This window comes from Sphingomonas citricola, assembly GCF_019429535.1.
In the GTDB taxonomy this organism is placed as follows: Bacteria; Pseudomonadota; Alphaproteobacteria; order Sphingomonadales; family Sphingomonadaceae; genus Sphingomonas; species Sphingomonas citricola.
The window spans coordinates 25388-50292 of sequence record NZ_JAHXZM010000010.1 but is presented as its reverse complement, the minus strand read 5'-3'; the positions used below and the strand labels follow the sequence as shown (position 1 = coordinate 50292).

General features: G+C 65.6%; 30 protein-coding genes and 1 riboswitch. Of the genes, 17 read left to right on the top strand and 13 right to left on the bottom strand.

The window, feature by feature from the left end:
* The 6 genes from KZ810_RS17060 to KZ810_RS17035 all read left to right on the top strand — a co-directional run.
* Positions 1-1173: TolC family protein (locus KZ810_RS17060; protein WP_219770282.1), on the top strand; the 1173-nt coding region annotated here is incomplete at its 5' end.
* Positions 1170-2342, top strand: a complete 1173-nt coding sequence (locus KZ810_RS17055; protein WP_088368463.1) for an efflux RND transporter periplasmic adaptor subunit — start codon at positions 1170-1172, stop codon at positions 2340-2342. The genes KZ810_RS17060 and KZ810_RS17055, both read left to right, overlap by 4 nt.
* 3 nt (positions 2343-2345) lie before the next feature.
* On the top strand, positions 2346-5573 hold the full coding sequence (locus KZ810_RS17050) for an efflux RND transporter permease subunit (RefSeq protein ID WP_088368462.1): 3228 nt from the start codon (positions 2346-2348) through the stop codon (positions 5571-5573).
* A complete protein-coding gene (locus KZ810_RS17045; RefSeq protein ID WP_088368461.1) occupies positions 5570-6178 on the top strand; it encodes a cation diffusion facilitator family transporter in 609 nt (202 codons plus the stop codon). Before KZ810_RS17050 ends, KZ810_RS17045 begins: the two co-directional genes overlap by 4 nt.
* The gene (locus KZ810_RS17040; RefSeq protein WP_088368460.1) at positions 6175-7092 is read left to right on the top strand and encodes a cation diffusion facilitator family transporter; all 918 of its coding nucleotides are present in this window, start codon (positions 6175-6177) and stop codon (positions 7090-7092) included. The genes KZ810_RS17045 and KZ810_RS17040 overlap by 4 nt, the downstream gene beginning before the upstream one ends.
* A gap of 323 nt (positions 7093-7415) precedes the next feature.
* Positions 7416-7751, top strand: coding sequence for a four-helix bundle copper-binding protein (locus KZ810_RS17035; protein WP_088368488.1), 336 nt, complete (start codon positions 7416-7418; stop codon positions 7749-7751).
* Positions 7752-7787: 36 nt separating this feature from the next.
* Here KZ810_RS17035 and copD read toward each other — a convergent pair whose 3' ends face one another.
* Complete coding sequence (copD, locus tag KZ810_RS17030) at positions 7788-8717, bottom strand: copper homeostasis membrane protein CopD (protein WP_088368459.1); 930 nt, start codon at positions 8715-8717, stop codon at positions 7788-7790.
* A 1-nt stretch (position 8718) separates the two neighbouring features.
* Positions 8719-9090: a copper homeostasis periplasmic binding protein CopC gene (gene copC / locus KZ810_RS17025; protein ID WP_088368458.1), complete on the bottom strand. Its 372-nt coding sequence runs from the start codon at positions 9088-9090 to the stop codon at positions 8719-8721.
* A gap of 120 nt (positions 9091-9210) precedes the next feature.
* Here copC and KZ810_RS17020 point away from each other — a divergent pair, with 120 nt between their 5' ends.
* The 9 genes from KZ810_RS17020 (at position 9211) to KZ810_RS16980 (ending at position 16044) form a co-directional block, all read left to right on the top strand.
* A complete protein-coding gene (locus KZ810_RS17020; protein ID WP_066779362.1) occupies positions 9211-9483 on the top strand; it encodes a hypothetical protein in 273 nt (90 codons plus the stop codon).
* Entirely contained in the window at positions 9480-9920 is a 441-nt protein-coding gene (locus KZ810_RS17015) for a periplasmic heavy metal sensor (RefSeq protein ID WP_041043253.1), read from the top strand. The genes KZ810_RS17020 and KZ810_RS17015 overlap by 4 nt, the downstream gene beginning before the upstream one ends.
* Positions 9917-10486, top strand: a complete 570-nt coding sequence (locus tag KZ810_RS17010) for an RNA polymerase sigma factor (protein ID WP_088368457.1) — start codon at positions 9917-9919, stop codon at positions 10484-10486. Before KZ810_RS17015 ends, KZ810_RS17010 begins: the two co-directional genes overlap by 4 nt.
* Positions 10487-10553: 67 nt before the next feature.
* Positions 10554-12524 (top strand): copper resistance system multicopper oxidase, encoded by a 1971-nt coding sequence (locus tag KZ810_RS17005; protein ID WP_088368456.1) that lies wholly within the window; start codon positions 10554-10556, stop codon positions 12522-12524.
* A 23-nt stretch (positions 12525-12547) separates the two neighbouring features.
* Positions 12548-13717, top strand: coding sequence for a copper resistance protein B (locus KZ810_RS17000; protein WP_219770283.1), 1170 nt, complete (start codon positions 12548-12550; stop codon positions 13715-13717).
* The gene (locus KZ810_RS16995) at positions 13708-14445 is read left to right on the top strand and encodes a PepSY domain-containing protein (RefSeq protein WP_088368454.1); all 738 of its coding nucleotides are present in this window, start codon (positions 13708-13710) and stop codon (positions 14443-14445) included. Before KZ810_RS17000 ends, KZ810_RS16995 begins: the two co-directional genes overlap by 10 nt.
* A gap of 47 nt (positions 14446-14492) precedes the next feature.
* The gene (locus tag KZ810_RS16990) at positions 14493-15095 is read left to right on the top strand and encodes a DUF305 domain-containing protein (protein ID WP_211280110.1); all 603 of its coding nucleotides are present in this window, start codon (positions 14493-14495) and stop codon (positions 15093-15095) included.
* Positions 15096-15170: 75 nt separating this feature from the next.
* On the top strand, positions 15171-15545 hold the full coding sequence (locus tag KZ810_RS16985; protein WP_174236673.1) for a DUF305 domain-containing protein: 375 nt from the start codon (positions 15171-15173) through the stop codon (positions 15543-15545).
* 58 nt (positions 15546-15603) lie between these two features.
* Positions 15604-16044 carry a DUF411 domain-containing protein gene (locus KZ810_RS16980; RefSeq protein ID WP_058733718.1) on the top strand — a complete coding sequence of 147 codons (441 nt, stop codon included), beginning with the start codon at positions 15604-15606 and terminating at the stop codon, positions 16042-16044.
* A gap of 32 nt (positions 16045-16076) precedes the next feature.
* On the opposite strand, the gene KZ810_RS16975 is transcribed toward KZ810_RS16980, so the two are convergent.
* Positions 16077-16298 carry a hypothetical protein gene (locus KZ810_RS16975; RefSeq protein ID WP_066779340.1) on the bottom strand — a complete coding sequence of 74 codons (222 nt, stop codon included), beginning with the start codon at positions 16296-16298 and terminating at the stop codon, positions 16077-16079.
* Between the two features lie 415 nt (positions 16299-16713).
* A complete protein-coding gene (locus tag KZ810_RS16970; RefSeq protein WP_066779336.1) occupies positions 16714-17466 on the bottom strand; it encodes a MauE/DoxX family redox-associated membrane protein in 753 nt (250 codons plus the stop codon).
* Between the two features lie 63 nt (positions 17467-17529).
* On the opposite strand from KZ810_RS16970, the gene KZ810_RS16965 reads away from it, so the two are divergent.
* Positions 17530-17937 carry a MerR family transcriptional regulator gene (locus tag KZ810_RS16965; RefSeq protein WP_066779335.1) on the top strand — a complete coding sequence of 136 codons (408 nt, stop codon included), beginning with the start codon at positions 17530-17532 and terminating at the stop codon, positions 17935-17937.
* Here the strand turns inward: KZ810_RS16965 and arsH are convergent.
* The 9 genes from arsH to KZ810_RS16920 all read right to left on the bottom strand — a co-directional run bounded on the left by arsH (position 17928) and on the right by KZ810_RS16920 (position 24276).
* A complete protein-coding gene (gene arsH, locus KZ810_RS16960) occupies positions 17928-18683 on the bottom strand; it encodes an arsenical resistance protein ArsH (protein ID WP_066779332.1) in 756 nt (251 codons plus the stop codon). The genes KZ810_RS16965 and arsH overlap by 10 nt on opposite strands.
* A complete protein-coding gene (gene arsN2, locus KZ810_RS16955; RefSeq protein ID WP_088368486.1) occupies positions 18683-19114 on the bottom strand; it encodes an arsenic resistance N-acetyltransferase ArsN2 in 432 nt (143 codons plus the stop codon). Before arsN2 ends, arsH begins: the two co-directional genes overlap by 1 nt.
* On the bottom strand, positions 19114-19437 hold the full coding sequence (locus KZ810_RS16950) for a YnfA family protein (RefSeq protein WP_088368453.1): 324 nt from the start codon (positions 19435-19437) through the stop codon (positions 19114-19116). Before KZ810_RS16950 ends, arsN2 begins: the two co-directional genes overlap by 1 nt.
* Positions 19434-20720, bottom strand: coding sequence for an arsenic transporter (locus tag KZ810_RS16945; RefSeq protein ID WP_088368452.1), 1287 nt, complete (start codon positions 20718-20720; stop codon positions 19434-19436). Before KZ810_RS16945 ends, KZ810_RS16950 begins: the two co-directional genes overlap by 4 nt.
* Positions 20720-21148 carry an arsenate reductase (glutaredoxin) gene (gene arsC / locus KZ810_RS16940; RefSeq protein WP_088368451.1) on the bottom strand — a complete coding sequence of 143 codons (429 nt, stop codon included), beginning with the start codon at positions 21146-21148 and terminating at the stop codon, positions 20720-20722. The genes KZ810_RS16945 and arsC overlap by 1 nt, the downstream gene beginning before the upstream one ends.
* An 11-nt stretch (positions 21149-21159) precedes the next feature.
* Positions 21160-21492: an ArsR/SmtB family transcription factor gene (locus KZ810_RS16935; protein WP_066779324.1), complete on the bottom strand. Its 333-nt coding sequence runs from the start codon at positions 21490-21492 to the stop codon at positions 21160-21162.
* Positions 21493-21796: 304 nt separating this feature from the next.
* Positions 21797-22366, bottom strand: a complete 570-nt coding sequence (locus KZ810_RS16930; protein WP_110150398.1) for a recombinase family protein — start codon at positions 22364-22366, stop codon at positions 21797-21799.
* A gap of 142 nt (positions 22367-22508) precedes the next feature.
* The gene (locus KZ810_RS16925; RefSeq protein WP_007406288.1) at positions 22509-22892 is read right to left on the bottom strand and encodes a DUF190 domain-containing protein; all 384 of its coding nucleotides are present in this window, start codon (positions 22890-22892) and stop codon (positions 22509-22511) included.
* A 25-nt stretch (positions 22893-22917) separates the two neighbouring features.
* Entirely contained in the window at positions 22918-24276 is a 1359-nt protein-coding gene (locus tag KZ810_RS16920) for a voltage-gated chloride channel family protein (RefSeq protein ID WP_042489218.1), read from the bottom strand.
* Positions 24277-24299: 23 nt separating this feature from the next.
* Positions 24300-24376: riboswitch (Fluoride riboswitch) on the bottom strand.
* 163 nt (positions 24377-24539) lie between these two features.
* Between KZ810_RS16920 and KZ810_RS16915 the strand changes: the two genes are divergently transcribed.
* Positions 24540-24905 (top strand): DUF305 domain-containing protein, encoded by a 366-nt coding sequence (locus KZ810_RS16915; RefSeq protein WP_219994278.1) that lies wholly within the window; start codon positions 24540-24542, stop codon positions 24903-24905.

Here is a 24905-nt window from a genome sequence, read left to right as displayed (position 1 = left end):
CTCACGCTTGAGCGGGCGCTGGCGCTCGCCGGCGCAACCGCGCCCAGTCTCGAAGCCGCCACAGCAGGGGTCAGGGCGGCCGAGGCCGGCCGGACCGTCGCCGGCTATCGCCCCAACCCCTCGATCGTTGCCGAGACCGAAAACATCGCCGGCAGCGGCCAGTATCGGGGCCTGCGCAGTGCGGAGACGACCGCTGGCCTGGCACTTCCGATCGAGTTGGGCGGCAAAAGGTCGGCGCGGATCGCGGTCGCCGAGGCGATCGGCAACCGGGCACGGATCGGCACGGCGCTGGCCGAGGCCGATCTCCGGCTCGCCGTCACGCAGCTCTACATTCAGGCAGCAGCGGCCGAACGCCGCCTCGTCACAGCCCGCGAACAGGCCGGCATCGCCCGGGAGGCGCTCCGCGCAGCCGGTGTCCGCGTGCAGGCGGGGCGTGCATCACCGCTCGAACAGCAGCGTGCCGATGTGCTGCGTATCAATGCAGAGACGGCCGTGGAACGTGCCCAGCGGCTTGCCGAGGTGGCGCGGGACAATCTCGCTCGTCGGATCGGCCAGCCCGTGACCGGGCCGCTCGACCTCGCATGGTATGATCGTGTTGAGGGCTTTGGACCGGCACGGCCGATCGAACCCGGTGGTACGCTGGCACTGGCGGCCGCCCGTGCCGACGCGACGACGGCCGAGGCACAGGTCCGGCTCGCCCGATCGCAGCGCATTCCCGATGTGACGTTGAGCGCCAGCGCACGACGGCTCGAGGCTACCAACGACGTCGCCGCGGTGTTCGGGGTCTCCATCCCATTTCCCGTCTTCAACAACGGCAAAGCCGCCATCGCCCAGGCGCGCGCGCAGAGCGACCAGGCGCAGGCCCTGCGGCGTGCCGCCGAGCTGGACGCGGCGCAGGACATCGCGAACGCCCAGGCGGAGGTGGCCAACGCCGCCACGTCCGCACGCAATGCGAGCGGTCCGGTGCTGGCGTCGGCTGCCGAGGCTGCGCGCATTGCCCGGATCGGCTACCGCGAGGGCAAGTTCGGCCAGCTCGACTTGCTCGATGCCGAGCGGACCCTGTCCGAGACGCGCACCGCCGCGATCGACGCGCTCGCCACTTATCATGACGCAAAGGCACGCCTGGAACGGCTCGTTGCCGCCGCGCCCTCTCCTGAGGAAAACAATCAATGACGAAGAACATCATGCGGGCGCTGGCGCCCGTGACGCTGGCCCTCATCCTTGCGGGATGCGGCGGGACCGGCAGCGGCGGTGAAGCCGGGGAGAAGGCCGGAGCCGAGAAGGCCGAAGGTGCCGAGGCCAGCGAGGCCAAGGAAGGTCCAAAGGATGCCGTCATCCTCTCCGCGCAGCAGATCGCGGACGCCGGGATCGAGGTCACGCGGCCAACGGTCGGCGGGGAAGCTGGTGCGATCGAGCTTTCGGCAACGATCGAAGGCGATCCGCAAGGCGTGCAGGTGGTATCGGCATCGGTGGGCGGGCGGCTCGTCTCGCTGACCCGCAATCTCGGCCAGCCTGTCGGTCGCGGCGATCCGCTCGCCGTTATCGAGAGCCGCGAAGCGGCGTCGCTCAAAGCAGAGGTGGAGGCCGCTCGCGCGCGTGCCGCCCTCGCGCAAACGAACCTTCGTCGTGAGCAGCGCCTGTTCGCCGAGCGCGTCTCGCCGGAACAGGATCTTGTCGCGGCGCGGACCGCCGCGACCGAAGCCAGCATCGCGCTTCGCCTGGCGCAGCAGCAATTGTCCGCGACCGGCAGCGGGGGCGGTGCGCTCAACCGCATCGCAGTGCGCTCACCAATCGCCGGTCAGGTCATCGCGCGCTCGGCTACGCTCGGGCAGACCGTTGCAGCCGACGCCGAGCTTTTCCGGGTCGCCAACCTTTCCAAGGTCACGGTTGCGACCTCGCTGGTGCCCACTGATGCGGGCCGGGTGAAGCCTGGTGCCCGCGTCGAGGTAACAGCGGCGGGGCGCCGTCAGGAAGGACGCGTCACGTTCGTCTCGCCCATACTGGACGAGACGACGCGCTTGGTGCCGGTGATCGTCACCCTCGACAATGGCGGCAGCACCTGGCGCGTTGGCGAGACGGTCAATGTTTCCATCCTGGTGCCGGCAACCGGCGACCGTACAGTCGCCGTGCCGTCGGCCGCGGTCCAGATGATCGAGGACAAGTCGTTCGTCTTTGTGCGGACCCCGACGGGGTTCCGGGCGACCCCGGTGACATTGGGCCGCACCAACGGCGGCCAGGTCGTCGTGACGTCCGGGCTGACCGGTTCGGAGCGGATCGCCTCCACCAACAGCTTCACGCTCAAAGCCGAACTCGGCAAGGGCGACGGCGGGGACGAGGACTGAACCATGATCGGTCGCATCGTCACCCTCTCCGTCGAGAAGCGTTGGCTAGTCCTGCTTCTCACCGTCGCCGCTGCGCTGCTCGGGATAGGCGCGTTGCGCCAACTCCCGATCGACGCCGTTCCCGACATCACCAATAACCAGGTGCAAATCAACGTCGTCGCCCCTGCCCTTTCCCCCGACCAGATCGAGAAACAGGTCGCGTTCACGGTCGAAACCGCGCTCGCCGGCATCCCTGGCCTCGAATATACCCGTTCACTCAGCCGCAACGGCTTCGCCCAGGTCACGGCCGTCTTCACCGAGAAGACCGATATCTACTTCGCCCGTCAGCAGGTGGCGGAGCGGCTGCGGACTGCGGAGGAAGACCTTCCCGAGGGCGTAAACCCTGAAATGGGGCCGATCGCGACCGGGCTCGGCGACATCTTCATGTGGACGGTCGAGTACCGTGAACTGGATCAGGTCCATCACCGCAACGGTGAGCCCGGTCTGCAACGCGACGGCAGCTACATCACGCCGGAAGGCGATCACCTCGTCAGCGAGGCCGACAAGGCCACCTACCTGCGCACTGTCCAGGACTGGATCGTCACGCCGCAGCTCAAGAGCACGGAGGGACTGGCGGGGGTCGACTCCCTTGGCGGGTACACCAAGGAATATCTCGTCGTCCCCGACGTGCAGCGCATGGCCGCAATGCGGCTGACGCTGCAGGATCTCACCACGGCGCTGGAGCGGAACAACACCAGCGCCGGCGCCGGTGTCGTCAACCGTAACGGCGAAGGGCTCTCTGTCCGCTCCGACGGGCGCGTGCGCAACGCCGACGAGCTTGCCCGAACCGTCGTCGCCACCCGCGAGGGTGTGCCGATCCTGCTCAACCAGATCGCAACCGTTCGGACCGGCCAGGCTCTGCGCATGGGCTCCGCGTCCGAAAACGGCCATGAGGTGGTCGTCGGGACCGCCGTCATGCGGATCGGCGAGAACAGCCGTACCGTCTCGACCGGGGTCGCCGAACGGCTGACCCAGATCGGCCGCTCGCTGCCGGTCGACGTTGTCGTGAAACCGGTGATGAACCGCACCGAGCTGGTGAACTCCACCATATCGACGGTCGCCCGCAATCTCGCCGAAGGCGCGCTGTTGGTCATCGTCGTCCTGTTCGCCTTGCTCGGCAACTTCCGGGCGGCGCTGATCGCGGCTCTCGTCATCCCGATCACGATGCTGCTCACCAGCATCGGCATGTTGGAGGCGGGCGTTTCGGCCAATCTGATGAGCCTCGGCGCGCTCGACTTCGGCCTGATCGTGGACGGTGCCGTCATCATCGTCGAGAACGCATTGCGGCGCCTTGCCGAAGCCCAGCATGGCCGGGACGGCGAGCTGACGATGGAACAGCGGCTCGGGCTGGTCGCCGCGTCCGCCCGCGAGATGATCCGTCCGTCCGTTTACGGGCAGGCGATCATCATCCTGGTCTATGCGCCCTTGCTGACCTTCACCGGTGTCGAGGGGAAGATGTTCGAGCCAATGGCGCTCACCGTCATCATCGCACTCGTGTTCGCCTTCATCCTGTCGCTGACCTTTGTACCCGCGGCGATCGCCATTTGGCTCAGCAAGCGGGTGGAGGAGAAGGAAAGCCGGGCCGTGACGTTCCTTCGACAGCGCTACGAGCCGGGGCTCGATGGGGCGATGCGTCGCCCGACGCTCACCATCGGCATTGCGATCGGCGCTTTGGCGCTCGCCGGTGTCGCCTTCACCACCTTGGGGCAGGAGTTCCTGCCGCAGCTCGACGAGGGCAATATCCTCGTCCAGGCCGTGCGGATTCCGGGCACGTCGGTCGACCAAAGCCAGGCGATGCAGTTCCAGGTCGAGAAGGCATTGGCCAAGGTGCCGGAGGTCCGCTTCGCCTTCTCGCGCACGGGCACCTCCGAGATCGCATCGGACCCGATGCCAGCGAACGCCACGGACACCTTCGTTATCCTGAAGCCGAAGGCGCAGTGGCCCGATCCAGGTCTCTCCAAGGAAGAGCTTGTGGAGCGTCTGGAGAAGCGTCTCTCCACCCTCCCCGGCAACGCCTACGAGATCACCCAGCCGATCCAGATGCGGTTCAACGAGCTGATCGCGGGCGTGCGCGGCGACATCGCCATCAAGGTGTTCGGCGACGATTTTGGCGAGATGAATGCGACCGCGGACCGGATCGCCGGTATCCTTCGCCGGACCCGGGGTGCCGCAGACGTGCGGGTCGAACAGACCGAGGGCCTGCCGATGCTCGACATCCGGCCGAACCGCACCGCCATGTCGCGCGTCGGCGTAACCGCCGGCGACGTGCAAGACACGGTTGCCGCAGCCATCGGTGGCCGGCAGGCCGGCATGATCTTTGAGGGGGATCGCCGCTTCCCCGTCATGATCCGAATGGCCGAAAGCTCGCGCTCGGACCTCACGGCGGTCGCTCAGGTGCCGGTACCGACTGCCGGTGGTGGCTTCGTACCGCTGTCGACCGTCGCCGATATCGCTGTCGTCGATGGTCCCAACCAGATCAGCCGGGAGAACGGAAAGCGGCGCGTGGTGGTGCAGGCGAACGTCCGTGACCGCGACGTGGCGGGCGTCGTTGCCGATGCCCGGGCGGCAATCGACGCTCAGGTGAAGCTGCCGGCAGGGACGTACCTCGAATGGGGAGGCCAGTTCGAGAACCTTGCGTCCGCTCGGGACCGGCTCGCTATCGTGGTGCCGATCTGTTTCGTGGTCATCATGCTGCTGCTCTACGGGGCGCTCGGCTCCGTTCGGGATGCGCTGATTGTGTTCACCGGCGTCCCTCTGGCGCTGGTGGGAGGGGTGCTCGCGCTTGTGCTGCGCGGGATGCCCTTCTCCATTTCCGCGGCCGTCGGCTTCATTGCGCTATCCGGCATCGCAGTTCTCAACGGGTTGGTCATGGTGACGTCCATCCATGACCTGATGCGCGACGGCATGGATCGCGCGGCTGCGGCGCATCGAGGCGCGCTGGCCCGGCTCAGGCCTGTCGCGATGACTGCGCTTGTGGCTTCACTCGGTTTCGTACCGATGGCGCTGGGACATGGAGCGGGCGCCGAGGTGCAAAAACCGCTCGCAACCGTGGTTATTGGCGGCCTCATATCCGCGACGCTGCTCACATTGTTCGTGCTGCCGACGCTCTATGCCCGTTTCGGTAGCCGAGAGCTGCCGGTCCCGGAAAGCGATCGGCAAACTGCCGCTCCTGACGAGAAGGTGCCGGCATGAGCGAAGAGAGCTTCGACCTCGACACGGCCGAGAAGCGCCGGACGCTTTGGATAGTCCTGTTGCTCAATCTGGGCCTGGCGGCAGGCTTCGGGGTGTCCGGCGTCATGGCGGATTCCAGCGCCCTGATCGCAAACGGCTTGGACAACGCCTCCGATGGCATCGTCTACATCATCAGCTTGCTTGCCCTCTCGCGCTCACAGGCGTGGAAGCGGGGGGCCGCGGTGACATCGGGCATCCTGCTGCTGCTCTTTGCCGCGGGTGTGCTGCTCGATGCCGGGCGGCGCTATTTCTCGGGAAGCGAGCCGCTCGGCCCCACTATGATCGGGATGGCGATCATCGCGGCGGTCGTTAACGGGCTTTGCTTGTGGCTGTTGAAGCGATTGCGCGAGCCCGATGTAAATATGCGCGCTGCGACAACCTTCAGCCTCAACGACTTCGTGTCCAATGGGGGCATCATTCTAGCCGGCGCGATCGTCGTTTGGACGGGCCAGAACTGGCCTGACCTTATCGTCGGCGTCGCTGTTGCCGCTATCGCGGTGAAAGGCGGCCTCGAAATCCTGCGAGACGCTCGCTCGGACGCGGGCACGAAAGGAGCCAATCAATGAGCGCAGGCCATGACCATGGGGGGCATGCCCACGACCACACCGCTGGCGCGAATGCCCAGATGCTGAGCTGGGCGCTGGCGCTCACGACCGCCTATCTGGTTGCCGAGGTTGTTGGTGCGTTCGTCTTCAACAGCCTCGCGCTTCTATCTGACGCAGCGCATATGCTGACAGACGTGGCAGCACTGGTGATTGCGCTGCTCGCGATCCGGTTCGGACAGAAGCCGGCCGACGACAAGCGGACGTTCGGCTATAAGCGGTTCGAGATCCTGGCCGCTGCTTTCAACGCCCTGCTGCTCTTCGGTGTGGCGATCTACGTGCTGGTGGAGGCGGTGCAGCGCTTCCGCCAGCCCGAGGCGGTCCAGTCGACCGGGATGATGATCGTCGCCGCGATCGGCCTGGTGGTGAACCTCATATCGATGAAGCTGCTCACGTCGGGCAAGGACGCGAGTATGAACGTCAAGGGCGCCTACCTCGAGGTATGGGCCGACATGATCGGCTCGGTGGGCGTGATCGCCGGGGCGCTGGCCATCCGGTTTACCGGATGGACGTGGGTCGATCCAATCGTGGCGGTCGGGATCGGCTTATGGGTGCTGCCCCGAACATGGGTGCTGCTCCGGGACACGACCAACGTGTTGCTCGAGGGCGTTCCTGGAGGGATCAAGCTGCCCGAGTTGCGTGCCGGCATCGCCGGCCTGTCCGGCGTGGCTGGCGTCCACGACCTCCATGTCTGGTCGATGGCCTCGGACGACATCAACTGCACCGCACACGTCACGCTTGCCGAAGGTGCCGATGCCGATGCGGTCAGGAAGAGGGTCGCGGACATGCTCGATAGCCGGTTTGGGATCGAGCATTGTACGATCCAGACCGAGGCAGCGGCCGAGCCGTGCGAGGACACCGGACACCTGCACCCGTGAACGCGCGGTGGCCATGAGAAAGCCGCGGCGCTGGACGGAAGAAGCCGACGCAGAGCTTCGCCAGCGGATCGCCGCGAAACAGCCATTGGCGACGATCGCGAGGGAGATGGATAGAACGATGGATGGCGTTCGGGGGAGGGCGGCTGCGCTGCGGGTCGCCCTTCCGTCTCCTACGCGGCCCTGGCGTGAAACAGTGAAGCGGGGGCCTGCGCCGAAGCCGATGAAGGATCAGGCTAAAGGTGACGAATGAAGGCATCCGGCTGAGGGACGAGCCGGCGCCGCACGTACTCCTCCATGAGTGGGGGCTCACGTGGAGATCACCGATGCACGATCATATGAGCGCCGAGATGCAGGCTTGCATGGACGCCTGTCACCACTGTCACGTCACCTGCCTTTCGATGACCACGCAGCATTGCCTTCAGGTGGGCGGCGCACATGCCGCGCCCGACCACATCAAGATCATGCTCGACTGCGCGCAGATTTGCGGCACCTCACTCGACTTCATGGCCCGCGGGTCCGACCAGCATAAGCTCGTATGCGGCATCTGCGCTCAGATCTGCCGGGCTTGCGCGGAGAGCTGCCGGGGGCTCGACGGCATGGAAGAGTGCGTCGCCGCGTGCGAGCGTTGTGCCGACGCATGCGAGAAGATGGCCGCCTGATCGGTGACGGGCGGGTGGCGATCGGCCGCCCGCTCCTCACATCGCCGTTGCGGGGGGCTCGAGCATCCCCAGCCAGGCGACCAGCGCCAGGATCGTGACGGCACAGCTCGCCTCGATCGCAAGGCTGCGCCGCAGAGCACCAAGCGCGGCCCGATGATCGCCCGCGGCAATCGAGCGCTCGAAAGCCGGCGTCAGCCGGAAACGATTGAGGGAGGCCAGCCCGAGCATCGCGCCAAACAGTACCAGCTTGGCGAGGAGGAGCTGGCCGTAAAGGGTGGTCAGAAGTCTCGGTAAATTGCCGGCACCGACCAGCAGCCAGCCATTAACCAGGCCCGTCACAACGATCGTGCCGACCACGAGCGTGCCGACCAGACCGAAGCCGTGCAGCGCCCGGTGGGTCAGTCTGAGATGGGCGACGTCGACGCGAACTGCCGGCCGCACCACGAGCAGCGTCAACCCGAGCAGTGCACCGACCCAGGCTCCGGCCGCCAACAGGTGCAGAATATCGGCCAGCAGATGGATCCAGCCCGTCGCGCCCTCATCCATCGCGCCATGGCCTGTCCAGGCGAGCGTCGCGAGCGCAATGCCCGCCGCGAGCGCCACCATGCCGAGCGGCGCGGTACGTCCTGCCGCGATCAGCGCGGCGATCACGGCCACAATCAGCGCGACCATGCGCGCTTTCCACGCCGTGCCCGTCGCGGAGCCGGTGATCAGCATTCCGATCGCTTCCCGATCGATCGGCCACGGCGGCGCTCCAGCTATTGCCGCGGCGAGCAGGACGAGCGCAATGCCTGAAAACAGAAGGCCGAGCAGCCCGGTCCCCACCAGCCAGGGGCGCAAGGCGAGTGCGTCTGCGCGCTCCCCGGCCTTGAGCCCGTAGAGGCTGAACGCCGACAGGCCGAACAGCCCGCTCAACGTCGCATAAAGCGCGAAGCGGACCCCGATCAGCGGCCAGTCGGCATCCACCTTACTTCACCGCGAAGGCGAAGTTGCCCGACACCCGATGCGTGTCGGCCGAGACGACGTGCCATGCGACGCTGTAGCGGCCCGCGCCGAGCGGCGACTTGGGCACCACGACCAGCGTTCGGCCATCGGGTGCAACCTGGGTGGTGGTTGCAACCTTCATCGGTGGGTGCGTGGTGCCGCCATGGCCCGTCATCATCAAGTCCGCACCGGAGAATTTCGGCATCAGCTTCTCGCTGAACTGCAAAGCGACACGCGCGGGCTTGGCAACGGTCGCGTTGGGCGCGGGTGAGGCCACAACGAGCTTCGGGTGAGCCTGCGCCGCACTGGCGAGGCTCAGGAGAGTGAGGGCGGCAGGAAGGGCGAGACTACGCATGGGGTACTCCGACGAGGTTCGTGCACCCTTCTACGCGGCGCGCTGCCCGACCCCTCACCGGCGGTTGAGGGATGATGGGCAGCGATGCGTATCCGATGATAGAGGGGCGGAGTGGAAAGCATGGACGATCTAGACAGAGCATTGGCGCGACTAGCGGGCGCACCCGCCCCGGCCGCTTTGGAGGGTATCGAGGACCAAGTCCTCAGACGAATCGGCAGCCGCCCCGCCGTGCGCGGAGCCGGGCTCGGGATCGGTGTGATAACCGCCGCGGCGCTCGGTATCGGGATCGTCGGTGCCGAGCTGCCCGCGACGGCAAGCCCTGTTGTCTCGCTCGCGCCGCTCGGCGGAGCCTCCCCCCTTGCCCCTTCCGCGTTGCTGATCGGCGAGCCATGACCTCGACCAAGCGGGTTGTCCTGTGCGCCTTGCTCGCCTTCCTGGCAGCGATCGGCGGTGTCTTTATCGGGCGCGCACTGCTGCCGCAGCCCAAGCAACCCGGTGCGGCGCTTCACGAGGTGCTGCATCATAAGCTCGCGCTTGATGGCGACCAGCAGGCCCGATTGAAGGTGCTCGAAGACCGGTTCGCGGTGCAACGCCGCGCCCTCGAGCTGGAGATGCGTGCCGCCAATGCCCGCCTTGCCGAGGCGATCGAGGCCGAGCATGGCAATGGTCCGCGGGTGGCCGCTGCGGTCGACCAAAGCCATGCCGCGATGGGCGAGCTGCAGAAGGCGACGCTGGCGCACATCTTCGCCATGCGTCAGCTCCTCCGGCCCGATCAGACCTCTCAATTCGATGACGCGGTGGTGAAGGCGCTCACCGACGGCCAGGGGTGAGCCTCGATTGGACCGCGTTGTCGGATGGCGAACTGGCGACGCTCAGCATCGCCGGCCGACAAGCCGCTTTCGCCGAGATCGTGCGACGCTATCGGCAGCCGATGTTCCGGCTTTCGCGCGCATTCCTCGGCGATGCCGACGACGCGCTGGACGTGACCCAGGAAGCGTTCGTGGCCGCACATCAGGCCTTGTCGCGCTACGATCCCAACCGCTCGATGCAGGCGTGGCTCACGACCATCGCCGTCAACAAATGCCGCGATTGGGCGCGCAAGCGTGCCGTGCGCCGGTTTCTGTCGTTCGCGCTGCCGAACGACGAACAGGTCCAGAGCATCGTCGACGAACAGGTGCCGATCGACGACGCAGCCGGCGATCGGCAGGAACTCGATCGTGTGACCCGCGCCATCTCGACCTTGCCCGCGAACCTGAAGGAGCCTTTGGTACTTCGGACGATCGAAGGCCTGAGCCAGGCCGAGACGGCCGAGGTGCTGGGGATCAGCCAGAAGGCGGTCGAAACCCGCCTGTATCGCGCGCGGGCGCGGCTGCTCGAAAAACTCGGGAACCGCTGAGGGCTGGACGGATCGGCCGCGTAGAAGAAGCGACGGCCCTTTCACGGCCCCATTCTTAGGAGCTTGCATGTCGCGCGTTCTCGACCGCCGCCAGGTGCTGCGCGGTGCCAGTCTGGCAGGAGGCGGCCTCGCCTTGTCGGCCTATATGCCGGCATGGGCACAGCCCGTCTCCGCCGGCATCGCCAAGCCGTTGCCCACGGTGTCGGGCGAGGACATCACGCTCAAGGTCGCGCATCAGATGATGATGATCGACGGGCGGCAGAGCCACGCCATCGGCATCAACGGCACCGTGCCCGCGCCGCTCATCCGCTTGCGCGAGGGACAGAACGTCCGCCTCCACGTCGTCAACGAGCTCGACGAGGAAACCTCGATCCACTGGCATGGGCTGCTGCTGCCCTTTCAGATGGACGGGGTGCCGGGGATCGCCTTCCCCGGCATTCCGGCGCGCTCGACCTTCACCTACGAGTTCCCGATCATCCAAAGCGGGACCTACTGGTATCACAGCCATTCCGGGCTTCAGGAGCAGGAGGGACACTACGGCCCGATCCTGATCGATCCGAAGAATCCCGATCCCGTGCAGTTCGATCGCGAGCATGTGATCGTGCTGTCCGACCACAGCTTCCATCACCCGCACTACCTCTTTGATCGGCTGAAGAAGGAGTCGGGCTACTTCAACCGCCAGCGCCAGACCCTGGCCGGGCTTCTCGCCGGCAAGGATCAGTCGCTGAAAGAGCGGTTGGAGTGGGGCAAGATGCGGATGGATCCCGCCGACGTCGCCGACGTCACGGGGTCGGTCTACACTTACCTGGTCAACGGCTACGGCCCCAAGGACAATTGGACCGCGCTGTTCCGGCCCGGCGAGCGGGTACGGCTGCGCTTCATCAACGCCTCGTCGATGACCACCTTCAACGTCCGCATTCCGGGCCTGCCGATGACGATCGTCGCGGCCGACGGCTTGAACGTGCGCCCGGTTGAGATCGACGAGTTCCAGTTCGGCCCGGCCGAGACCTACGACGCGATCGTCACCCCGCCCGACCTGCGCGCCTATACGCTGGTCGGTGAGAGCGTCGATCGCTCCGGCATGGCCCGCGCGACGCTCGCCCCGCGTGAGGGGATGGCGGCCGAGGTGCCCCCGCTCCGCAAGCGCCCGCTCGCGACCATGAAGGACATGGGCATGGGCGGCATGGATCATGGCACGATGGACCACGGCGCTATGAATCATGGTGCTATGGGCGGCGCCGCGGGATCGATGTCCGGCATGGACCATGCTGCGATGGGGCATGGCGCGGGCACCGGCGCGATGCCGGGTATGGATCATTCCCAAATGAACCACGGCGCGGCCGGCACCGCGGCAGGCGGCATGGCAGGCATGGACCACGGCCAGGCTCAGGGCGGCGCCATGGCCGGTATGGACCATGGCTCCGGCACGATGCCGGCGATGAACGGCGATCAGATGGGCGGGATGGACATGGGCGGCATGAGCCATTCCATGCGCGATTTCAGCAATGCCCCTGAGGTGAAGAAGGGACCGGGCGTGCAGACCATCTCGCCGATGCCGGTCGATCGCACCGGAGATCCCGGGCAGGGGCTGGAGAATGTCGGGCACCGCGTTCTCACCTATCGCGACCTGATGGCGCTCGACCGCAACCCGGACACACGCGCACCGGAGCGGGAGATCAAGCTCCACCTCACCGGCAACATGGAGCGCTACATGTGGGGCTTCGACGGCGAAAAGCTGTCGGAGAACCCCGATCCGATCACGCTGCTTCACGGCGAGCGCGTACGGGTGACGCTCATCAACGACACGATGATGGGACATCCGATCCACATCCATGGCCACTTCTTCGACCTGGTGACCGGCAAGGGCGCCTACGCGCCCCGAAAGCATACGGTGCTGGTGCAGCCGGGAGGCACGGTGAGCTGGGACGTGACCGGCGAGGAAGGCGACTGGGCCTTCCACTGCCACATGCTCTACCACATGCACGCGGGCATGATGCGTGTCGTCCAGGTCCGCAAGGCCGGGGAGGCCACGGCGTGATCCGGGCGCTCCTCCTCGCCGGTATGGCGCCGCTCGCCCTTGCGACACCCGCATTGGCGCAGACCATGGACCATTCCATGCACAACATGCCGGGCATGACGATGCCGGCAAAGCCGGCCGCCAAGCCGAAGGCGAAAGCCGCGGCCAAGTCCGCGACTAAGCGTAAGGCCCCCGTCCGACGCACCGCGCCGCGGCGCGCGCAACCGGCGAAGACGCAGGCTGCCGACCCTCATGCCGGGCATGACATGAGCGGAATGCAGCGAATGGATATGAGCGGTCAGCAGCCCACCCAGAACCCGCACGCCGGGCACGATATGTCCGCTATGCCGGGCATGGCAGCATCGACAGATGCGGGCCAGGACCCACATGCCGGCCACGACATGAGCACGATGCCGGGCATGGCGATGCCCGGCGATCAGCCCGCTGCCAAGGTCGGAACCGACCTTCCCCCCGGCAACAAGCCCGCTCCCGCTCCGGCCGGGGACCACCTCGCCGATCGTTTCTGGGGCGCGGACGCCATGGCCAGCTCGCGCGAGAACGATCTACGCCGCGAGCATGGCGGAATGACCGTCTATCAGATCCTCTTCAATCTCGCCGAATATCAGGCTCGCAAGGGTGGCGACGGCTATCGCTGGGATGGCGAGGCCTGGATCGGGGGCGACATCAATCGCTTTACGCTAAAGAGCGAGGGCGAAGGCACGTTCGGCAAGCCGCTCGAACAGGCCGAGGTGCAGGCGCTCTACAGCCGCGCGCTCGATCCATACTGGAACCTTCAGGCGGGCGTTCGCTACGACTTCAAGCCCAACCCCTCGCGCACCTTCGCGACGGTAGGGATCGAGGGGCTGGCCCCCGGTTGGTTCGAGGTGGAGGGCGCATTGTTCCTCTCCGACAAGGGCGACGTGCTTGGCCGTGCGGAGGGCTATTACGACCAGCGCATCACCAACTGGTTCGTGCTCCAGCCTAGGGTGGAGGCCAATTTCTCCGCGCAGGACGTGCCCGAAACCGGCACCGGCTCCGGGCTCACGGACCTCGAGGCCGGGCTTCGGCTTCGCTACGAGGGCCGGCGCGAGTTCGCGCCCTACATCGGCGTGTCCTGGGAGCGGCAGTTCGGGGACACCGCGCGCTTCACTCGCGCACGCGGTGACAAAACGGGCGGCTTTAGCTTCGTCGCGGGCGTGAGGACCTGGTTCTGAGCCCGCGGCTCCGCCTCCATGTTGGGGCAAGCAAGGTTCACCGCTGGCTTGCGCTCCTGATCGGAGCGCAGGCGATCGTCTGGTTCACAAGCGGGCTAGTCATGAGCTTGCTGCCGATCGACACGGTGCATGGCGATCACCGGATCGATCGGAACGTCGAACCGGCCCTGATTGCCACCCAGGACTTCGCGCCCGTCCCTGCCCTTCTCGCATCGGCAGGGGCGCCGGTGCGTCAGCTTCAGCACCGGATGCTGCTGGGTCGGCCAATCGTCGAAGCCCAACTCGGCGACGGCAAGGTGCGCTTGCTGGACGCCCGGACCGCGAAGCCTCTGGCCCCGGTCGATGGCGCCGCTGCAGCGCTGATCGCGAGGCAGGCGTATCGCGGCGATGCCGGTTCGGCGCCGGTCGTTGAACGGATCGAGCGCCCGAGCACCGAGTACCGCGGCGCCCTCCCCGCCTGGCGTGCTTCTTTCCCCGATGCCGACGGGACCCGCATTTACGTCGCGGCTGAAACGGGGCGGCTGACATCGGTGCGAACCGGCACGTGGCGGCTCTATGACTTCTTCTGGGGTCTCCACATCATGGATTGGACCGAGCACGAACGGTTCAACACGCCATGGCTCAACGCCTTTGCAGCGGGCGGGCTCGTGTTCGCCGTTGCCGGCGCGATCCTGCTCTTCATGCGTTGGCCCCGCCGACGGCGCAGAAAAGCTCAAGGGGTCCGCTAGAGAGCCGCGTATCCTCGTGTGGGTGGGGCCGCACAGGAGAGCGCATGATGAACCACGACGACCCCAGCTCCAAACAGGGCGGCAATATGGGGATGAGCTACGGGCGCTTCGCCGCGATGATCGCGACGTCGACGGTCGTGATGTTCGGGCTCATGTACCTTAACACCTACGCACTGAGCCATGTCGAATACAGCCAGACCCGGACGTGGATGGCGATCGTCATGGGCGCCACCATGGCGCTCATCATGATCGGCTTCATGTGGGGCATGTACCCCGACCGGCGGGCCAATCTCGGCATCGTGGCAGCCTCGATCGCGGTATTCGCCGGCGCCTTGTGGCTCGTCCGTAGCCAGGAGACGGTCGGCGACGTCGCTTATATGAAGGCCATGATCCCGCATCACTCGATCGCGATCATGACCAGCGAGCGCGCGCACATCAAAGACCCCGAGGTACGCAAGCTGGCGGACGGGATCATTGATGCTCAGGTCCGCGAGATCGCGCAGATGAAGCGCTACATCGCCCGGCTCGAGGCGCACCCCACGCCCGACAATGCGCCCGACCTCCCCTCCTATCGCGACAAGCAGGTGCCTCCCCCGCCCCCCGAAACCGACGAGAGCGTCGGCGTCAACACGCTTCAGCCGATCCGCTGAGCAACATCGCTTGAGGGCTAATCGGTTTGAGCCCGTATCCCTGTTGAGCGGGGGTTTTGACGCAGGAGCGACACGATGAAGAAAATGATGATTATGGCCGTCGCGACCGCCCTCGGCGCGGCTCCCGCGGTCGCCCAGATGCAGGGCATGGACCATTCCGGCATGAACCATGGGCAGATGATGCGGCCGACGCCGGCGAACCCGTACCCGCAGGCCGAGATGGACATGCATCAGAAGATGATGTCGGCGATGGGTGCCGATGCCACCGAGACGTGGGTCCGCAAGATGGTCGAGCACCACCGTGGCGGCATCGCCATGTCGCGTATCGTGCTTCGCGAGACCAAGGACCCCAAGGTTCGCCAGATGGCCACCAAGACGATCGCAGAGCAGACCCGCGAGATCGGCGAGTTGAACGCCTGGCTGCGGGCGCATGGCAAGAGCGCCCAGTAATCGACTATCGTCCCTCCCCCCGTCACCGTGCGGGGGATGGCCACCCGGGAACTCAGATATGGATCGCTTTCGCCTTCTCGCCGCCGCGCTGGCGTGCGCTACCCCTGCGGGGGCTCTCGCCGCGGGTCCCGTCCTGATGCATCGCGACCCGGGTTGCCCCTGTTGCGAGAAATGGGCGCAGCAGGTGAAGGAGCAGTTCGGCCGCGCCGTCCGCGTCGTCGACGATGCGAACCGGCCGGCGTTCATGAAGGCACGCGGCGTGCCTCAAGACCTCGCCTCCTGTCACACTGCCATTATCGACGGCATGACCTTCGAAGGGCACGTTCCGATTGCCGACATGAAGCGCGCCTTGGCCACGCATCCGAAGGGCGTCACCGGCCTCGCGGTCGCCGGGATGCCGATGGGCTCACCGGGCATGGAAATGCCGGGCATGAAGGCCCAGGCCTATGACGTGATCGCGTTCGGGCCGAGCGGCCGCAGGGTGTTCGCCCGCCATTGAAAAGGGGAGGCGCGAACGCCTCCCCTCCCAGCTTACTTCTTCTGCATGCCCGACATGTCGTGACCGGCGTGCTCGCCGTGCTTCATGTCCTTCATGTCGGCGCAGCAATCCTTCTTCGCGCCGTCCTTGTCCTTGCAGCAGTCGGCGCCATCCTTGCAGCACTCCTTCCCCGCGCAGCAGTCAGCGGCGGCAAAGGCCGTGGCGGGAACGAGCGTGAGCGCGATAGCCGCGCCGATGAACTTGATGGTCTTCATGTGTAATTTTCCTCAAATGCACTGATTGATCGGAATCCACGTCGATCAGGCGGTTCGAGGAGGTGGCGGTGCAGGACCGCCCGAGCGACCAACAAGGGCATGAGGCTCGGGTGCGGGCGGATCCGTCCGCACGGCGAGCTGCGGCGCGGGAGACGTGTGAACGTCGAGGGCCGTTGCGATGCAGGCTCCTACGCAGTCCACCGGAGGGGTCTTTTTTACGGGCGTGAGCGGCGCGCGATCGCAATCGGCCATTCCGGCATGCGCCTGCGAAGGCGGCGCAGCCTGCGCCATGGCCTCGCACATCGGGCCCATCCGCACGAGCAGCATCGCGCCCAGCAGGAGCAGCGCAAATGTGCGGACGAGGCGGCCGAAGCTCATGCAGCCCTTCTAGCTTGCGCCGGGCCGCCGCACCAGATCAGTGCGCGACGCCCAGCACCATCCAGATCGCCATGGCGACCATCATCACGTTCTCGGTGAGCGACAGGAAGCCCAACGGCACATTGCTGTCACCGCCCACGCACGCGCATTTCAGCTCGCGCTTGTCGACATACACGGCCTTGATGACCGAGACCGCTCCGATCGTCCCGATCACCAGCGCGATCGGCACCGACAGCCAGGTCAGCACGCCGGCCGCCATCAGCACGCCCGCTGCGCCTTCCGCGTAGGGGTAGGTGTAGGAATAGGGCACCCAGCGCTTCGCAAGCAGATCGTAGTTGAGGAACATGCTCGAAAAGCTCTCCACGTTCTGGAGCTTGAGCATGGCCAGCACGCACATGGAGAAGGCGATGAACCACTCACCCGCGCGTACCGTGAACGGTGTGCCGAGCACGGCATAGCTGGCCGCCAGCGCCATCAATGCCGTCATCGCGAACACAACCGCGACCGGCCGGTAGGTCACCGCCGTGGGGTCGGCCACGGTCTTACCGAAAAACCGGCGCAGATCGTCGTAGCCTCCTACCCGCTCGCCACCGATGAAGGTCTGGGGTGTCGTTTTGACCCCATGCTCGGCTTTGAACGCGTCGGTTTCCTCGCGCGTGCGTAGCCAATGGTCCTCGACCTCATAACCCTGCCGGCGCAGCAGATCCTTCGCCTTGATCCCGTAGGGACAGGTGTGGGTCGGCATCACCATCCGATAGATCGTCGCCTTCTTGGGCGCGAACGTCGCCATTCGTCTTCTCCGGCCTCTGTGCCCGACCTATATGGCATCCGTACTATAGTACGGAGTCAAGGCATGACCGGCATGACGATCGCAGGGCTCGCTCGAGAAGGCGATGTGGGCGTGGAAACGATCCGCTACTACCAGCGCCGAGGTCTTCTCGACACGCCCGACAGGCCGATAAACTCCGGGTCCGGGGGCGGTATCCGCCGCTATGGCCCGGAGGATGTTCGCCGGCTGCGCTTCATCCGATCGGCCCAGGGCGCCGGCTTCACGCTGGAGCAGATCGGCGAGCTGCTGGCGCTCGACGCGACCGACGATCGCGCACGCGCACGCGAGCTTGCCAGCGAGCGGATTACGGTGCTGGACGCCAAGATCGAGGAGCTTGAGCGGGTACGCGCGTCACTGCGGCATCTCGCACACGAGTGCGGAAACGGATCAGCGGGACCGTGCCCTATTCTGGCGGCTTTCGATCACGCTTGAGCGTCAGCTCGGGCGATGGCGATGCTCGACAGATCGGTTCTGACGTCGACTGGCACGCCGGCGTGCCTGCGCTCGGAATAGCGGTCGACGAGCTGGGTTGCATATGGGCGCAGCAGGACGGTGAAGCGCACCAGCTCCTCCATTACATCGACGATACGGTCGTAATAGCTCGACGGCTTCATGCGCCCAGCTTCGTCGAACTCCTTGTAGGCCATCGCCACCGATGATTGATTGGGGATCGTGAACATCCGCATCCAGCGGCCAAGCAGGCGTAGTGTGTTGACTGCGTTGAACGATTGCGATCCGCCCGACACCTGCATCACCGCGAGCGTGCGTCCCTGCGTCGGCCGCATCCCCTTCATCTCGAGCGGCAGATGATCGATCTGCGCCTTCATGATGCCCGTGATCTGGCCGTGCCGCTCAGGGCTGCACCAGACCTGCCCCTCCGACCACATTGATAGCTCGCGTAACTCGTGAACGGCCGGGTGATCGTCTCCCGCCACTTGGTCGGGCAGCGGCAGCGTGGAAGGATCGAAGATGCGCGTGTCTGCGCCAAACAGGTGCAGCAAGCGCGCCGCTTCTTCCGCGGCTAGGCGCGAGAAGGAGCGCTCACGCAGGCTGCCGTAGAGCAGCAGGATGCGGGGAGCGGGTTCGGTCGGCCCAAGATCCGCGGCGAGGCGATGACGGATAAACGCCGGATCGAGTGCCGGCAGAACATCCAAATCGGCAAGGGTACGAAGCGGCATCAGAGGGCTTTCACGAGGTAGGTCGCGGAGGCGGGGCAGAGCGAGGTGAACTCGCGCGTGGCGGCAATAGCGGACGGTGCCGAATGGCGATCGGCGGCCGCATAGCCGAGCATGCGGAAGAACGGGGCCGCGGTCGTGGTCAGTAGATGGAGTCGCTGTACGCCCAGTGTGCAAGCTTCTTGTTCGAGCGCGGCGACCAGCGCGCGGCCGATGCCGGCGCCCCGACGATCGGGAAGGATGAGGACGGAGCGGAGCAGACGGTCGGCTCCTTCGCCTTCCAGACCACCATAGCCAATTAGGCTATCCGCATCGAACCGGAAGAACACGCGGTCAGGCTCCGCGAGATCGGTGCTGGGCAAGCCCATGGCGTCGAGGTGCCGCGACAGCTCAGCAAGGTCGCTGGCTTGGAGAAGCCTGGCGATCGGCGTCATCATGCGCCGCGAGGCCCGAGCAGGATCAAACAGGTTCCGACAAGGCAGAGGGCGGCCCCGCCGACATCCCAGCGATCGGGACGGACGCCCTCGACACTCCACAGCCAGAGCAGGGAGGCGCAGATGTAGATGCCGCCATAAGCGGCATAGGCCCGCCCCGCGGCATCACTGTCGACGCGGGTCAGAAGCCAGGCGAAAAGGATTAGGGAGGCAACGCCGGGGACCAGCCAGAGGGGCGCCCTGCCCATTCGGAGCCACGCCCAGAATGCGAAGCATCCGGCAATCTCAGCAAGCGCCGCGCCGATGTAGATCAGGGCAGTCATTCGATGGTAATCCTCAACGCCAAGGCACCGAGCGTGACCAGCAGCACCGGCACGGTCAGCGTGACACCGATCCGGAAATAATAGCCCCATCCGATCCGCACGCCTTTCTGGCCGAGAACGTGAAGCCACAGGAGCGTCGCGAGCGATCCGATCGGCGTGAGCTTGGGACCGAGGTCGCAGCCGATCACGTTGGCGTAGATCATCGCCTCCTTGACCGTGCCCGTGGCATGGGCCGCATCGATCGACAGCGCGCCCACCAGCACGGTCGGCATGTTGTTCATCACCGAGGAGAAAACGGCTGCGATCACGCCTGTTCCCAAGGCGGCACTCCAGACACCGCCTTGTGCCGTCCGATCGAGGAGCGCAGCCAGATGATCGGTCAGGCCGGCGTTCCGCAGGCCATAGACCACCAGGTACATGCCGAGCGAGAAGATCACGACCTGCCACGGTGCGCCGCGCAGCACCTTCCGCGTCTCTATCACGTGCCCACGTCCGGCGATTACCAGCAGAAGGATCGCGCCGGCAGCGGCAACGGCGCTGACGGGCACGCCAAGCGGTTCGAGCAGGAAGAAGCCGGCAAGCAGCAAAGCGAGAACGATCCATCCGGCGCGGAAGGTCGCGGCGTCATGGATCGCTTCTCGGGGCGTACGTAGCGCCCCCACATCGTAAGCTCTTGGTATGTCACCTCGAAAGAACAGTAGCAGCGCGCCCAACGTGGCGGCGATCGACACTAGATCGACCGGCACCATCACGGACGCATAATCGCCGAAGCCGATGCCGAAGAAGTCGGCCGACACGATGTTGACGAGGTTCGACACGACCAACGGCAGACTGGCCGTGTCGGCGATGAACCCCGCCGCCATGACGAACGCCAGTGTCGCCCTGTCCTTGAAGCCTAGCGCCCGCAGCATCGCGATGACGATCGGCGTCAGGATCAGCGCCGCGCCATCATTGGCGAACAGCGCAGACACCGCCGCGCCGAGCAGCACGATCAGGACAAATAGTCGGTGACCATGCCCCCTGCCCCAGCGTGCGATATGCAGCGCCGCCCATTCGAAGAACCCGGCTTCATCGAGCAACAGGCTGATGACGATGATGGCAACGAACGCGGCGGTCGCGTTCCACACGATGTTCCACACCACCGGCACGTCGGACAGCGTGACGACGCCCGCTAGCAGCGCCACGACCGCCCCTCCCATGGCGCTCCACCCAATGCCGAGGCCCTTGGGTTGCCAAATGACGAGCGCGATTGTGGCGACGAAGATCAGGACGGCCAGGAGCATCAGACGACGCGCTGGCCCGAAGCGTCCACCACTTGCTCACCGTCTTCCTTGGCAAACGCGCCGAGCTGATCGCTTGGCAGCAGATCGAGGACGGCTTCAGAGGGGCGGCACAGCTTCACGCCGAGTGGCGAGACGACCAGAGGCCGGTTGATGAGGATCGGATGCGCCATCATCGCGTCCACCAGCGCGTCGTCGGACTTCGACGTGTCACCCAGGCCCAGCTCCGCATAGGGTGTGCCCTTCTCTCGCAGGAGCTCGCGGGGCGCTATGCCGGCGCGATCGATCAGCTCGACCAGCAGGGCACGCGAGGGCGGCGTCTTCAAATACTCGACCACATGCGGTTCGATGCCGGCATTGCGGATCATGGCGAGTGCGTTGCGGGACGTGCCGCACTCGGGATTGTGGTAAATGACGATATCGACAGGCACGAAGCGTCCTTTCAGCAGCAGGGGGCGAGTTCCGCGACGAGCGGCGCGCACAGCTCGGCATTGCCGGCGCAGCAGTCCTTGACGAGGAAGAGGGTGAGCGCACGTAGGCCGTCCAGGTCAGCGCAGTAGATGATGGATCGACTGCGACGTTCGGACCGCACGAGGCCCGCGCGCGCAAGGATGCCCAGATGTGCGGACATGGTATTCTGCGGCACATCAAGCTGACGGGCTATGTCGCCGGCTGCCATACCGTTCGGTTCATGCCGCACCAGCAGGCGGAAGACATCGAGGCGTGTCGCTTGCGCGAGCGCGCTCAAAGCGGAAATGGCCGAATCGTTTTCCATATATCCAACATAGTGGATATGACGAGAGCGAGGCAACGGGTCCGGAAAACCAGGTCCGCAACACCTTCCGGCTCGGAACAGGATTATAGGCGCGGCTCGCGCGCCTCGCCTTTCCGAGGACCAGCAGCATGATTGATTTGGACGACCCCCAAGCGGTCAAGGAAGCGTCGCGCGCTAATCGCCGCCGGCGCTTTCGCAGCTCCGCAAAGCGGGCGCGGCCTATTCCACCACCTGACAGTTAATCCGCCTTGGAGGGCGCGCGGATCAGTGCGCCCACCGCGAGAAACGTGTCAAAACCGTCCGGTTATGACACCGGCTGTCGTTCGCCGGCTGGGAAGTGACGGTAGAAGGTCGAGCGGCCGACTTGCAGCAGTTTGGCAACCTTGGCGGGGCTGTCGCCCGCCGCAAGCAGCTTGCGCGCAGTGTCGAGCATGTCTGGCGTCATCACCGATTTGCGACCCCCGCCGGTGCCACCCTTGGCACGCGCTGCCGCTAGGCCGGCGAGGGTCCGTTCTTTTATCAGCTCGCGCTCCATTTCCGCGACCGAGGCAAGGATATGGAACAGCAGCCGGCCCGATGGCGTGGACGTGTCGAACCCATCCGTCAGCGACCGGAAATCGACCTTGCGCGCCGAGAGGTCGGCCGCCAGTTCGATCAGGCCTTGGATCGAGCGGCCCAACCGATCGAGCTTCCAGATGACCAGCGTGTCGCCGGCCCGCACGAAATTGAGGGCCTCGATCAGGCCGGGCCGGTTCAGCTTTGCGCCGCTCACCTTGTCGGTGAACAGCTTTTCGCACCCAGCTCTGGTCAGCGCATCGGTTTGCAGCGTCAGGTCCTGATCGGACGTCGAGACACGCGCATAACCAACCAGCATGAGTCCCGTTATCCCAACTCGAACAGCGAATTTCGGGACTCATATTTCGGGAACATATTTTGGGAAAGCTCCGGCGTTCATCGGGCGCATTTTTATGCCGGTCCGGTCCGTCCCGTTGGAGGTTCCTTTACGGGAACGCCGATCAGGCTCTGGTTAGCTCAGTTTTGCGCGTGATAGTCCAATGCTCCAGTCGTTTGTAGACGATCACCTTGTCGCCGATCAGATCTCCATGCCGGCGACAGAAGAGGTCGAGCTGATCGCGATCGCCGACCAGTTCGACACAGATCGTCAGATGCGGATCGGCAATTTCCGAGCCGTTCTCCCGGATCGGTTCGTGATTGCTGAAGCCGTAATGGGTATTTTGCGCGACGGCGTTGATGATGCCGTCCGCCTTCGCGGTGCGAATCAGCTCGCGATAGAGCGGCTTTGCCCCCCAGAAGCGACGCGGGCCGATCTTGTCGGACGGTTTCAGATAGATGCGCAGCATCCCGACTTCGCGGTGATGGACGGTGAAACGATTGGGCATGACGGGCTTTCGACAGGAAACAGGATCAGGCGCGCGTGCGCCGGCGAGAAGCGCGGTGCGTGCGGGCATCGCGCAGGGTCGCGTCGGGTGTGAGGTGTGCGGCAGGTACCTTTGGCACAGCGACGCGCTGCGACAGGTAGATGCCGTTGTGGCCTGAGCAGAGGTAGGCGACGAAGCACGCGACTGCGATCGGCACCGCATAGGCCGCGCCGAACAACTCGATCCCCATGAACGTGCAAGCCAGCGGTGTGTTGGCCGCGCCCGCGAACAGCGCGACGAAGCCGATCGCTGCGAATAGCCCCGACGGTACTCCGAACATCGGCGCGAGCGCATTGCCGAGCGCCGCGCCGATAAAGAACAGCGGCGTGACCTCGCCCCCCTTGAAGCCCGCGCTCAGGGTCACGACGGTAAAGAGCAGCTTCAGCGCCCAGCTCCACGAGTGCGTATCGGGACCAAAGAAGCTGGCGATGGTCAGGCTGTCCGGTGTCGCGGCGAGCGTACCCAGGCCAAGATAGTCGCGGGTTCCGAGCAGCCAGACCAGCGCAATCACGGCCAGCCCGCCGATAACGGGTCGTAGTGGGCCATAGGGGATCACGCGCTTCAACCATCCGCCCAGCGCGTGATTGGCCTCGGCAAAGGTCAGCCCGGTCAGACCGAAGGCAATGCCGGCGACACCGGCCTTGGCGACGAGCAGCGCGTCGACCGGCACCAGCGCATCGACATGGTAGACGCCGTGATGAATGCCCCAGGCAAGACAGGTCCAGTCACCGACCAGCGCCGCGACCAGGCATGGCACCAGCGCGCGATACTCGACCCGACCGATCGCCAGCACCTCCAGTGCAAAGACCGCGCCCGCAATCGGCGTCCCGAAGACCGCGCCGAACCCAGCCGCGATCCCGGTCATAAGGAGGGTGCGTGTCGCTTCCGCATCCAATCTGAGCGCGCGTCCAAACCCGCTGGCAAGACTGCCGCCCAACTGCACGGCGGTGCCTTCACGTCCCGCCGATCCCCCGAACAGATGTGTCACGACCGTGCCGAAGAAGATGAGCGGAGCCATGCGCAGCGGCACGCCGCCCCCCGGTTCGTGGATTTGCTCGACGATGAGGTTGTTGCCGCCTTCGACCGAGCGCCCTGTCAGATGGTAGAGCAGTCCGACCACGAACCCGCCGATCGGCAGCAGGTAGAGCAGCCAGGGAAAGGCGAAGCGAAGCCGGGTTACGGCGTCGAGGCTCCGCAGGAAGGCCGCGCAGAGCGTTCCCACCGCTGCGGCCATCGGGACCAGGATCAAAGCCCACCGCAGTACCGACGTGGCATGGGTGCGGCGATCGCGAATGAACGCTGCCATGTTGAACTGGTCATAGAGATTGCGAAATGTCGCGCGCACGATTCCTCCTTGCTGCCTTGCGGCGCCTGGTAGGAATCATCGGCCCTTGCGAGGGCGGTTCGACCGAATGGCCCGGCGGAAATCCATCGCCGTGCCTGCGCATATGCTGTCCGACCGCGACCCGGTCAACCAACCGCAGAAGCATGAGACTATCGTTTTGGTGAGGACCGATAAAATGGCTTTGGCCACGGAATAAACCCCGACGAGCATCGTCTACGCTTTCGAGACCGATGCGCTGGAGGCTTATGCGTAGACGAGATTGGATGCTGGGTCTGACGGCTTCGGCCCTACTTACCGGCGCAGTCGCGGCCGCCCCCGCCGATGGCTACGCTACCATGATGTCTGTCGCGATGGACCGGATGATGGCGGGCATGATGGTCAAGCCGTCCGGTGACGTCGACCGCGACTTCGTGGCGATGATGCTTCCGCATCATCAGGGTGCCATCGATATGGCGGTGGCGGAGCTGCGCTACGGCCATAACGAGCAGCTCAAGCGCATCGCGCAGGAAATCATCATCGATCAGCAGCAGGAGATCGCCGCCATGAAGCTGGCGATCGGCCAGCCGCTACCGCCTTCGACGCCAGCCCCGACGCAGGGCGGCGACCACCATAGCCCTATGGAGCACTGA